General features: G+C 59.5%; 9 protein-coding genes. 3 read left to right on the forward strand and 6 right to left on the reverse strand.

The features are described 5' to 3' along the window. Nucleotides 1-9 precede the first annotated feature (9 nt). Entirely contained in the window at nt 10-498 is a 489-nt protein-coding gene (locus tag NR164_RS16405) for a DUF3015 domain-containing protein (protein ID WP_046381990.1), read from the reverse strand. A 267-nt stretch (nt 499-765) separates the two neighbouring features. Here NR164_RS16405 and NR164_RS16410 point away from each other — a divergent pair, with 267 nt between their 5' ends. Beyond that, nucleotides 766-3204, forward strand: coding sequence for a Lon protease family protein (locus NR164_RS16410; protein ID WP_017847320.1), 2439 nt, complete (start codon nt 766-768; stop codon nt 3202-3204). Nucleotides 3205-3383: 179 nt separating this feature from the next. Continuing rightward, nucleotides 3384-3701, forward strand: a complete 318-nt coding sequence (locus NR164_RS16415; RefSeq protein ID WP_017847321.1) for a hypothetical protein — start codon at nt 3384-3386, stop codon at nt 3699-3701. Between the two features lie 6 nt (nt 3702-3707). Here the strand turns inward: NR164_RS16415 and NR164_RS16420 are convergent, their stop codons facing one another. Then, nucleotides 3708-5531, reverse strand: a complete 1824-nt coding sequence (locus tag NR164_RS16420) for a hypothetical protein (RefSeq protein WP_082118835.1) — start codon at nt 5529-5531, stop codon at nt 3708-3710. A gap of 163 nt (nt 5532-5694) precedes the next feature. Between NR164_RS16420 and NR164_RS16425 the strand changes: the two genes are divergently transcribed. Further along, nucleotides 5695-6183 carry a TIGR00645 family protein gene (locus NR164_RS16425; protein WP_017847323.1) on the forward strand — a complete coding sequence of 163 codons (489 nt, stop codon included), beginning with the start codon at nt 5695-5697 and terminating at the stop codon, nt 6181-6183. A 15-nt stretch (nt 6184-6198) separates the two neighbouring features. On the opposite strand, the gene NR164_RS16430 is transcribed toward NR164_RS16425, so the two are convergent. From NR164_RS16430 to NR164_RS16445, 4 genes are all read right to left on the reverse strand, one after another. After that, the gene (locus NR164_RS16430) at nt 6199-7638 is read right to left on the reverse strand and encodes a glycosyltransferase family 39 protein (RefSeq protein WP_256822982.1); all 1440 of its coding nucleotides are present in this window, start codon (nt 7636-7638) and stop codon (nt 6199-6201) included. A gap of 158 nt (nt 7639-7796) precedes the next feature. Further along, a complete protein-coding gene (locus NR164_RS16435; protein ID WP_079444755.1) occupies nt 7797-9959 on the reverse strand; it encodes a methyl-accepting chemotaxis protein in 2163 nt (720 codons plus the stop codon). Between the two features lie 131 nt (nt 9960-10090). After that, nucleotides 10091-11233 (reverse strand): HD-GYP domain-containing protein, encoded by a 1143-nt coding sequence (locus NR164_RS16440; RefSeq protein WP_256822983.1) that lies wholly within the window; start codon nt 11231-11233, stop codon nt 10091-10093. A gap of 76 nt (nt 11234-11309) precedes the next feature. Next, nucleotides 11310-12242, reverse strand: coding sequence for a chemotaxis protein CheV (locus NR164_RS16445; protein WP_017847327.1), 933 nt, complete (start codon nt 12240-12242; stop codon nt 11310-11312). Nucleotides 12243-12349 lie beyond the last annotated feature (107 nt).

Consider the following 12349-nt stretch of genomic DNA (forward strand, 5'->3'; position numbering starts at 1 on the left):
GGCTCGAGCTTAAGCCTGGGTTGCGTATTTCGCCAGGCGGGCATCACTTTTCAGTACAGCCAGGGTGTTGTTGTGGACATCGTCAGCGGTCACGTCGGCCTTGCTGAAGATTTGCTGGAAGTGCTCGTGGGTCACGGCAGCAAAGTGCTCGCGATCTTCTGGTGCAACGCCCAGTACCACGGCGTAGGTGGTCAGCGCTTCGCCATTGCCTTTGGCCATGTCTTCGGACAGCTCGTTCATCATGCCATTCATGGCAATCCACGATTTGCCGCCGTAGGTCAGGGCGCTGTTGGTGCTGCAACCGTTGGTGCCCGAGGTCATGCCGAAGGTAGCGTTGCCCGAGGTGCCGTTGGTGGTGGACGCCAGGAAGTGCGCCGGCGTGCCGCGCTGGCCTTCGAACAGCATGTTGCCCCAACCGCAGTTCGGGCCACCGGGTGATTCAGCCATTGCGTTGAGGGAAACGACGGTGAAGAGAGTACCGAGAAGGATCCGTTTCATAGCTTTGTTCTCTTTGTGTGCAAACCAATGGACAAGGGTTCAGGCGCAGTAACGTGCCTTAGGGGCCGGTTATTAGTCCAGCCCGCGCAGTTTGGAGTTTAGGCAGGTTCCAGGGGTTCCGTGATTTTTAATAAAACAATCAGAGATATCTCGATTTTTTTGTAGGACGCAGCCCGTGTCTATGCTTTACCTCAGGCGCGCCTTGCCAGAGCGCGTAACAGAGAGCCAGAATGCCGCCATCTGCCCCGCCTGATGTAAGGAAGCCCGATGCCTGATCCTGTTGCTGCCAGCTTGCGTCTAGCGCCCGAAGCGCTGACTCGCCCTTTCTCCGCTGAACAGTTCAGCTTCTCGACCACCAATGATTTGGAGCCCTTTCGCGGTGTGCTTGGCCAGGAACGTGCGGTTGAAGCCTTGCAGTTCGGTGTGGCCATGCCACGCCCCGGTTACAACGTGTTTGTCATGGGCGAGCCGGGCACCGGCCGCTTTTCGTTCGTCAAACGCTACCTGAAGGCTGAAGGCAAACGCCTGCAGACCCCGTCGGACTGGGTCTATGTGAATAATTTCGATGAGCCCCGCGAACCCCGCGCCTTGGAACTGCCGGCAGGCGGCGCCGCGGCGTTCATCAGCGACATCAACGGCTTGATCGACAACCTGGTGGCGACCTTCCCGGCAGTGTTCGAACACCCGACGTATCAACAACGCAAAAGCGCTATCGACCGTGCGTTCAACCAGCGTTACGACAAGGCATTGGACGTGATCGAACGCCTGGCCCTGGAAAAGGACGTGGCGCTGTACCGCGACAGTTCCAACATCGCGTTCACCCCGATGCTCGACGGCAAGGCGCTGGACGAGGCCGAGTTCTCGCAGCTGCCGGAAGTCGATCGCGAGCGCTTCCACACCGATATTTCCGAACTGGAAGAACGCCTCAACGAAGAGCTGGCCAGCCTGCCGCAGTGGAAGCGTGAGTCGAACAACCAACTGCGTCAGTTCAACGAAGAAACCATCACCCTGGCCCTACAGCCATTGCTGTCACCGTTGTCGGAAAAGTACGCAGAAAACGCTGCCGTATGCGGTTACCTGCAAGCCATGCAGGTGTACTTGCTGAAAACCGTGGTCGAGCAATTGGTGGACGACGCCAAGACCGACGCCCAGGCCCGCAAGCTGCTCGAAGAACAGTACTGCCCGAGCCTGGTGGTCGGCCATCCGGTCAACGGCGGCGCCCCGGTGGTGTTTGAACCGCACCCGACCTACGACAACCTGTTCGGCCGGATCGAATACAGCACCGATCAGGGCGCGCTCTACACGACCTATCGTCAGTTGCGTCCGGGCGCCTTGCACCGGGCCAACGGCGGGTTCCTGATCCTCGAAGCCGAGAAGATGCTCAGCGAGCCGTTTGTGTGGGACGCCCTCAAGCGTTCCCTGCAGTCGCGCAAGCTGAAGATGGAGTCGCCGCTGGGCGAACTGGGCCGCCTGGCCACGGTGACGCTCAACCCGCAGATGATTGCGTTGCAGGTCAAGGTGATCATCATCGGTTCCCGCCAGCTGTACTACGCGTTGCAGGACGCCGATCCGGACTTCCAGGAAATGTTCCGCGTGCTGGTGGATTTCGACGAAGACATCCCGATGGTCGACGAAAGCCTCGAGCAGTTCGCGCAGTTGCTGAAAACCCGCACCTCGGAAGAGGGCATGGCGCCGCTGACGTCGGACGCGGTGGCGCGCTTGGCCACTTATAGCGCACGCCTGGCCGAACACCAGGGGCGGTTGTCGGCGCGCATTGGCGACTTGTTCCAACTGGTCAGCGAGGCGGATTTCATTCGCCACCTGGCGGGCGACGAAATGACCGACGCCGGCCACATCGAACGTGCGCTGAAGGCCAAGGCCACGCGCACCGGGCGGGTGTCGGCGCGGATTCTCGACGACATGCTCGCCGGGGTGATCCTGATCGACACCGCCGGCGCGGCGGTCGGCAAGTGCAACGGGCTGACGGTGCTGGAAGTCGGCGATTCGGCGTTCGGCGTGCCAGCGCGGATTTCCGCCACGGTGTACCCGGGCGGCAGCGGCATCGTCGACATCGAGCGTGAGGTCAACCTCGGCCAGCCGATTCACTCCAAGGGCGTGATGATCCTCACCGGTTACCTGGGCAGCCGTTATGCCCAGGAATTCCCGCTGGCGATCTCGGCGAGTATCGCGCTGGAACAGTCCTACGGTTATGTGGACGGCGACAGCGCGTCCCTGGGCGAGGCCTGTACCTTGATTTCGGCCTTGTCGAAAACCCCGCTCAAACAGTGTTTTGCCATCACCGGTTCGATCAACCAGTTTGGTGAAGTGCAGGCGGTGGGCGGGGTCAACGAGAAGATCGAAGGTTTCTTCCGCCTCTGCGAAGCGCGTGGGCTGACCGGCGAACAAGGCGCGATCATTCCGCAGGCCAACGTCGCCACGCTGATGCTCGATGAGAAGGTGTTGCAGGCCGTGCGCGCCGGGCAATTCCATATCTATGCGGTGCGCCAGGCGGATGAGGCGTTGAGCCTGCTGGTCGGCGAGCCGGCCGGTGAGCCGGACGCAGAAGGGCAATTCCCCGAAGGCACGGTGAATGCGCGTGTGGTCGAGCGTTTGCGCGCGATTGCCGAGATGATCAGCGAGGAAGACTTGAAGGAAGCTGAGAAGGAACTGGCGCTGCACGCGCAGGCGGAAGCCAAACCGAGCTGATCGGTTAGCCCGCCACTAAATTGACTCCAGGTTGGGGACCAACGCCCGTTGGTCCCTACAACCTTGGTTTATCGCGTTTTTCTTCTATTCTGAGCACTAGGGATATCCACCGGAGTCGCAGGATAGAAACAGTCTCGCCGTGCTTGAGGCTGAACGCCGATCTACCGAGGGTCGCCGCCATGCCGCGCAACCTTTGCCTGACCCGCCAGTGTCTGGGCCTGGGCACTCGCATCGAATGTTCCATTCGCCCTCTTGCGGGGGATAACGGGATGTGGACGTTGTTGTTTGCCGCTGGAATGACCGGTGAGCAGCCTTCGACCATCAAATCCCAGGGACCGTTTCCCGGGCCGTTCGTGGCCGAAACCTTCCTGCAATCGATCGTCGAAAACCTGACCCAGCAAGGCTACGAGCTGGCGCAGGAGCCGCAGATCTGGTGCCTGCATCTGCAGGCCCACCTGCGCCAGCTCAATAACGGGCAGGAATGCCTGGCCCTGTAGGCCCGGTTATTTGCTTTCGGGCTTGTCCAGCTTGACCTCGAAGCCGTATTGCACGGTGCTCAGGTTGGTACGCTGGTAGCTTTCCAGCTGGGTCGGCTGGCCGTAGAAGTAGTGCACATCAAACAACGCCGTGCCGTATTCCTCGGCGTGGTGGCTGACCCCGAGGATTTCCTTGAGGTAGTTGCCGCTGGCGTCCTTGGCATAGAAGCGCCAGCTGTCGGACGGGAACTGCGCCTGGTCGACGATCAGCGCGTTGTCCTTGAGCGACAGGCCCTTGGGCAGCTTGGCCACGTCGATCGTGGCTTGGTCGATGCTGGCCAGGAACAGCGGAATCGAGCCCACCACAAACGCCGGGTTCTCCGGGAACAGGTTGAGGTCGTAGGTGAGCGTGCCGCGTGCAGGGTTCAGCTCGAAGGCTTCGCTCGGCAACTCGATGGGCTCGCCGCGCTCGCCTTTTTCATTGGCTGTGAAAAACGTCACCGGGGCTTCGTCGCTGTTGCGTTCGGTGCCCGCCAATTCGTCGTTGAAGGTGTAGGGGTGGTCAAACACGATATGCGCGGCGCTGGCATCTTCGACGGACTGGCTGATGGTCACGCTGTTTTTCAGTTGGTCCTCGGTCATCGTCGCGGTTTTCAGCCAACTGGCGGTGCTGTCGTCATACACCGTTACCGCCATCGGCAAGGCTTGCACGGTTTTCTGCAGGCTGTTCTTGTCGAAGCGCAATACGGGCAGGTCGAGGTCCTTGCGGGTCAGCGTGGCCTTGGAAAAGTCCAGCACGTCGACCTGCAGCGTGTCGATCAGGCCATTGAAGTAGACCTTGGCGTAATGGCTGCTTTGCTGGTGTTCGAAGGCTTTCTGCTCGTCCGTCAGTTGTTTCTCAAACGCGTCCGACCAGGCTTTCTGCTTTTGCATCTGCGCCAGTTGTTTCTCGTAGAACGCCACCTGCGCGGCATTTTCGTTGATCGAGCCCGAGCGCGTGAGGAACTGCCCGGTACTGTCGCGGGCCTGCACCAGCAACGGGTCCGGTGATTCGTCGCCGACCTCCGCCGCCAGCGGTTCGTGGTTGGTCAGTTCGATCTCGGCGTAGTTTTTTTCCAGGCTCAGCAGGTTGAGGGTGATATTGCCCTCGGTGCGCGGGTGGCCGAGGTCTTTTTTCGACAGGTCGAACGTCAGCACCTTGCCCGGCGCGACCACTTCGACCGTACCTTTGAGGCTGACGGGCTGCGGCTGGCTCTTGTTGTCGGTCTCGATGCCGTCGATGAACGGGTAGGTCACCGTCAGGTCATCGGGGTTGGTCAGGTTGGAACTGCTGGGGCTCAACTGGATGCCGGGATCGGTTTCCGACCATTCCGGCTGGAAGGGGATGACTTTGCTGTTGCTCAAGGTCACCGACTGCCATTCCAGGCCGTGGGGGAACGGGAACTGGTCGGGGGTGTTGAAGTTGAACGGGAACACCGGCTGCAGATCGGTCAGGTAGTCGGAGTGGGAGGTCTTGCGCAGCACGAACAGGCCGTTGATGTAGGTGTCGACCAGGGCCTGGGGCGTGGGGTAGTGCTTGAGCAGGGCCAGGCTGTCTTCGCCGTATTCGGCTTCGATGGGCTTGCTGGCGAGCTTGACCCGCGCCCGTTCCAGCAACAACAACGAACCGCCGAGGTCGGTGATGGCGTCGCGCAGTTTGGGGTCCTGGATACTGTCGAGCGACTGTTCGAACTGCTTGGTTTTCTCTTCAAGGGTGGTCTGCTTTTGCTCGTCGCTGGGAGAACAGCCACCGGCCAGCAGCAATGCCGCACACAGGCCGATGCTGGCCCAAGGGGAACGCACATCCATCATCTTGAGTTTTCCTGTCCGACGTCTTTGAGCCGAGTTGATGGCCTCGACACTAGCAGAAAAACGCTCTTACAGATGCCACTCAGGTCAGTTTTCTCGCGGTCACAGGTGTTGGGTAGCGGCTGGTATACTCACCGTCATTTCTAACCACGCTGTGTGAGATTCAATGGAACGCTTTATCGAAAATACGATGTACGCCTCGCGCTGGTTGCTGGCGCCGATCTACCTGGGGTTGTCCCTGGGCTTGTTGATCCTGGCATTGAAATTCTTCCAGGAAATCATTCACGTCGTTCCCAATATCTTCAGCATGCTCGAATCGGAAGTGATTCTGCTGCTGTTGTCGTTGATCGACATGGCACTGGTCGGCGGCCTGCTGGTGATGGTGATGATCTCCGGCTACGAGAACTTCGTCTCGCAGCTGGACATCGATGAAAACAAGGAAAAGCTCAACTGGCTGGGCACCATGGACTCTTCCTCGCTGAAGATGAAAGTGGCCGCCTCCATCGTGGCGATTTCCTCCATCCACCTGCTGCGCATCTTCATGGATGCCAAGAACGTCGATCCGCAGCATTTGATGTGGTACGTGATCATCCACATGACCTTTGTGGTCTCGGCGTTCGCCATGGGTTACCTGGACAAGCTCACCAAGCACTGATCCCCCGCGCCGGCCTTACTGCCCGATGAAGTAGTAAGGCTGGCGATTGATTGCCATCTCCTTGATCACCGTGACCTTGCCGGTCAGTTGCTCCGTGTTATCCAGCAGCGCGACGTTGCCGGGGGCGGCGGCCAGGTAACTGTGCAGTTCGGGCTCGGTTTGCAGAATCGGCAAGTAGGCCTGCAGATAGAACACGCTGGCGCCGTCGATGCGCTCGTTGGGCCGGAACAACGCGACCCTTTTGCCTTCGGCCTGTAGCGCCTGGATCTGGCTCATCACGGGCACGAAGGACTGTTTTTTGTCGGCTTTTGGCGCGAACCAGAAAGCAGCGCTCAGGTAGCAGGCGATGAGCACGGTGAACACGCCGCCAATCACGATTTTATGCCGCTTATACAGCGCCGGTTTGTGATCTTTCAGCCAGTGCAGCAGCACCTGCGCATATTCCGCAGCCAGTACGGCGGCGGCTGGCGTCAGCGCCATCAGGTATACGGTGCGCTTGCTGGAAGCCAGGGTCAGCAGGGTGAATTGCGCCACCAGCCAGACGCAGAAAAACAGACGGTAGCGGTTGTGCACCAGGCTTTTACGGAAGTGCCACAACCCCAGGTACACCAGGATATTCCACGGCAAAAAGGCTTCGGGCAGTTTGGCGATGTAGTAGTAGAAGGGTTCGTAGTGCCCGGCTTCGACAAACGAGCCGCTGAACCGCCCGACGCTGTTGGTCCACAGCACTTCGCCCACCGCCTGCAGCCCGCCGCGCTGGAACAGAAACCCCAGCCAGATCAGCAGTGGCACCAAGGCCAGCAGGGTAAACAGTGCCGGCCGCAGCCAGTCGCCGATGCGCAGGCATTTGTCCATCCAACTGGTGCAGGCCAGGTACACAAAGATCACGATGCCCGGCATCGCCAGGCCCAGCACGCCTTTGCTCAGGGTGGCGATCACCATCCCGGCCGTGAACAGGGCCCACGCCCAGGCGGTTGAGCCCTGGCGCTCGGCCGCCGGCCGCATGGCCTGGTAGAACGCCAGCAGCGCGGTGGTCACACCCAGGCTGAGCAATGCATCTTCACCGACGCCGCGCACATTGCTCCAGTAACTGGCCATGGTCGCCAGGATCAGCGCCGCGCAGAACGCCAGTGTCTTTGGCCGCCCGAACGTGCGCAGCATCCCGTAAAGCAGCATCACGCTGAACAACCCGGCGAACGCCGAGGCCAGGCGCACGGCCCCGGGCGTGCCGCCAAACAGGCGGATCGCGCCGGCGTCGAGCCACAGGCTCAGGGGCGGTTTTTCCAGGAACGGCTCACGGAACAGCCGTGGCACCACCCAGTCGTTGTCCAGGTGCATGGCCATGGCGATCCCGCCGACGCGGGCTTCAGTGGAGCCTTGCAGTTCATGGTTACCAAGGGCGAAGAAGAACAACAGGCCAGCAAGCAGGAGCAGCAGAGGAACGGGACGCGTCATGGGGGCTGGTTACCGGGGCAGGGGGCCGTTCGAGGGAACGGCTCGCAATCGGTGAGTATAGGGGGGCGATTCTTAATATTTCATGAATGGGTACGAGGTTTGTGCAGGGGGACCGGGGCGGTGGTTTATTTCCGCCCCGGCTTCACTGCGGATGGGGGTTATGTCGCTTTGACTTTAAACCGGCTCAACCCTTGTTGCATGGAGCTGGCCCGTTCCGACAGGTCGCGGGCAGCCACCGCGCATTGTTGGGAGTTGGCCTGATTCTGCTGGGTGACTTCGTCGATCTGCTCCAGGCCGATACTGGCTTGCTGCAAGCCGGACGCCTGTTCACTCGAGGCTTGGTAGATCAACGACACCAGGCTGGAAACGGTGCTGGTGCCGGTGACGATGTTTCGCAACGAGTCGGCCGTGCGACCGGCGATGACCATGCCGCGCTGTGTCTTGGTCGACGAGTCGGCGATCAGCGCCGCGGTTTGCTGGGCCGCTTCGGCACTGCGGGCGGCGAGGCTCCTGACTTCATCGGCGACGACGGCAAAGCCACGGCCCAATTCGCCGGCACGTGCCGCCTCGATCGCCGCGTTCAAGGCCAGCAGGTTGGTCTGGGCGGCGATGTTGTCGATGGTGGTGATGATCGCGGTGATGTCTTTGCCCGAGTTGTCGATTTCGGTCATGGCGGCGATCAGTTCGCTCATCAGCTTGTCACTTTCCCCGGCGTCGGCGCGTGAGGCCTGGGATTGTTCGTCGGCCTTTTTTGCGTTGGCGGCGTTGTCGGTGGTCTGCGCGGCCATTTGCGTCATGACGGCACTGATTTCAGTGATGGACGACGCCGAGTTGGACGCCCCGTCGGACAACGACTGGCTCAACTCGGTGACCTGTGCGGAGCTGCCGGTGATTTGCGTGGCGCTGGCCTGCACCTGGGAAATCAAGGTGTTCAAGTTGCCGACCATTTTTTCCAGGGACTTGCCTAACGTGTCGTTGGGGGAGGACAAACGCACTTCCAGGTCCAGATCGCCTTCGGAGATACGTTCAGCCACACGGACCTGACGCTGCAGGCTTTCGGACATCTCGTTCAAGGCCAAGGACAACTGGCCGACTTCATCGTCGGATTTTTGCACCAGGCGACGCGAGAAATCCCCCAGGCTGATGTTGGCAGCCAAGGCGGCGGCTTCACGAATCGGCCCGACGATTTTTGCGGTGGCGAACCACAGCGCCAGCAATGCCAGTACCGAGATACCCAGGCCGACCGAGACCTGCCAGATACTGCTGCTGACGCCACGGGATTGCAGTTCCTTCTCCAGGGCAATCGCCTGGCTCATGACCACCGCCTTGGGCAGGTGGATCAAGATGGCCCAGGGTTTTTCGGTGCGGCCCAGGATGATCGGCATCTGTACTTCGATTTCCTGGGACTCCTGGTTGAGGCGACTGTCGCCCTGGCCTTTCTGCACATTGGCCAGCACCTTGTCCCAGGTGTCGGGTAGCAATGCCTTCAATGACTGGCCGATCAGTTCCGGCCGTTTACTGTCGGCTACCACCAAGCCCTGGTTGCTCAGGATCGACACCGAACCTTTGCCGCCGTAGAGGTCGGCGGACATTTGCTCGCTGAGTTTCTGGATAAACGAGATGTCGAAGTCTGCGCCGACCACGCCGTAAAACTTGCCATTGGCGGTGATCGGCACCGAGAGCGTGGTCAGCCACACATTTTTGCCTTGCACCACGTAGGGAAGGGGGTCGAGCACGCTTTCTTTCAGGGTGTCCCGGGGGCCGCTGTACCAGCCGCCCTTGAGCACGCCATTGGGGTGGCGGGCATCGGAGTCGTATTCGACCAGCGGTTGCACGGCGATATGGCCGTCCGAGCCGCGTGTCCAATAGGGCGTGAAGCGGCCGGTCAACGGGTTGTTGCCGCCTTCGTTGTTACGAAACGCTTGGTCCTGGCCGTCCACCGCATCCGGCTCCCAGCACGAATACGTGCCGTTGAAGTCGGGGTTGTCCTTGAGCACGCTGAGCAACATTGTATTGATTTGATCGCGGCCCAGTGCCAGCGGGCTTTGCGCACTTTTACTCGCGCCCAGCGTATTGGCCAGCGTGCGTGCCGAGTCCAAGGCATTTTGCAGTTTCGCCCTGATCGCATTGGCACGGGATTCCGCCAGGTTTTGTACTTCGCGAATGGTGCCGCTTTCGATCAATGTTGAAACTTCGGTGCCCACGTAGGCTTGATTGGCGGTTGAGGAGTACAACCCATATAACACCAGGCTCGCGCAAGAGATTAACAGGCAGAGTCCGGCGGTGAAGCAAATCCGAGTCTGTAATGAGTTGAATTTCATGGTATTTCCTGCCCACGCTAGTAGTTGCCGACATAATTGGATGGCGGCATTTCAGTTTTTTTTGTTCGCAAGGCTTACTGCTTGATCATGGGCTGCTTGAGCATATAAATGCAGTACAGCTGGGGCGTCGCTTAGTTCTGCTCGGACGCCTCATCGTCGAGCCAGAGACGTTCGGTGTTTTTAAAGCCATAACGCTGTGACGGTACGCGCGCAATGATGCGATCGGTTTGTTCGGGATCACTCAGGTCGATTATTTTTGGGGTGATATAAATATTCAACACCGGCACGAAGAACAACTTAATCTTTGGCGTCAATAAAGAGTCGGGGTGTTGTTCGATCACCACGCCGATACTGCCACTTTTCAACTGAACGATAGACCCCACCGGATAAATACCCACGGACTTCAAAAACGCGCGGAACACCTCGTCGTCGAAATGCCCGTCCCATGTCGACATTTGCTGGATGGCGACCGCGGGGTCCCAGCCTTGGTTGTAGGAACGATCCGAGGTGATTGCATCGTAGACATCGCAAACGGCGGCCATTCGCGCAAAAAGACTGATCTGGTCGCCGACCAACTGATGGGGGTAGCCGCTGCCGTCCACCCGCTCATGGTGATGCAGGCAGACATCCACGACCATGTCGCACATCTGCGAAGTCGCCAACAGGGTTTTCTCACCTTCCAGCGGGTGGGTGCGTATCAGTTGCAATTCGTCACCGCTCAAGCGCCCGGGCTTGTTGAGGATCGCGCCCGGTATGGCCATTTTGCCGATGTCATGCAGCAGGCCGGCCATCCCGACCCGGCGAATCAACACGGCGGGCAGGTTCAACTGGTTGCCCAGGGCAATCATCAGTGCACACACGGCGACCGAATGCATATAGGTGTAATCGTCGAGGCTTTTCAGGCGTGCCAGGCTGATAAAGGCGTTGGGATGGCGGGCGATCGAAGCGGAAATGTCGTCGACCAGTACGCTGATATTCTCCAACTCCAGGGCGCGGCCCATGCGGACATGGCTGAACATCTCGACCACGGCGGTCTTGGCGCGGGCACAGATTTCCTGGGCGGCAACGAGCTCGTCGCTCATGCAGGTGGGAGTGATCGTCGCCGCTGCGGGCGCAGGGGGCGGCTCTGCTGACTGGGGTGTCTCGGGTAGCTGCGCGCCGCAGCCCATGGCGCATTGGATATCCGCCTGCGCGTCGCGTGCGCGGCCTTGCCAGAAGGGCCTGGCCTCGCCGCTGTCTGGCGCCAGATGATAGAGCTCATTACATTTCAACATGATTTGCCCTCTGTTGATTTTGTTCTTATTCGTTTCCTTGCAGCCTCCTTGGCTTGAGTGTTGTTGTCGTGGAGCGTCAGTTCGTGTTGACGGCTTTGATACGTGAGACGACGCGGCCGGCCAGGTCATCGGGGCGGAACTTGGCCAGGAAGTCGTCGGCCCCGACTTTCTTGACCATGGCCTGGTTGAAGCCCCCCGAGAGCGAGGTGTGCAGCACAATGTGCAGGTTGGCCATGCGCGGGTCGTTGCGGATCTCGGCGGTCAAGGTGTAGCCGTCCATCTCCGGCATCTCGATGTCGGAGATCATCATCAGAAACTCCTCATCCGGCTTGCGCCCTTCGTCGAGCATGGCGCGCAAGTAGTCCAGCGCTTGTCGGCCATCGTTCAAGGCCACTACCTCGACGCCCACGGTTTCCAGGCAGCGGGTCACCTGTTTGCGCGCGACCATCGAGTCGTCCACGGTCAACACCCGCAGGTGTCGCGCCTGCTGGGTGACTTCGTGATCGATTACGCCGCTGGATATTTCCTCGGACGATGGCGATATTTCTGTCAGCACCTTTTCAACATCGATGATCTCGACCAGGCGGTCGTCCGTGCGGGTGACGGCCGTCAGGTAATTGTTCTCACCACTGCCCTTGGGCGGCGGATGGATGTCTTCCCAGTTCAGATTGACGATGTGTTCGACCGCGTAGACGAGGAAACCCTGAACGCGATTGTTGTACTCCGTAAGTATTATAAAAGCGCTTTCCTGATCCTCGACTCCGGGCAGTCCCGTTGCCATGGCCAGGTCAAGAATAGGGATGCAGACACCTCGGATATTGGCCACGCCACAAATGTTGCTATTCGACTTTGGTATCGAAGATAACTTCGGGCAGCGGATAACTTCACGAACTTTGAATACGTTGATCCCGTACAGTTGGTGGTTGTTGAAACGGAACAGCAACAGTTCAAGCCTGTTCTGCCCGACCAGTTGTGTGCGGCTGTTAACGGAGGCCAGTACACCGGTCATACACACTCCTTAAACCTGGTTGAACAGCGCTGATGTCGTAATGACATTAGCATATGTAGGGGGATGTAAAATATATGTGAAAATAAAAGAATGCTAGGGTTTGTCGT

Source organism: Pseudomonas sp. Pse79, assembly GCF_024519615.1.
Lineage (GTDB): Bacteria > Pseudomonadota > Gammaproteobacteria > Pseudomonadales > Pseudomonadaceae > Aquipseudomonas > Aquipseudomonas veronii.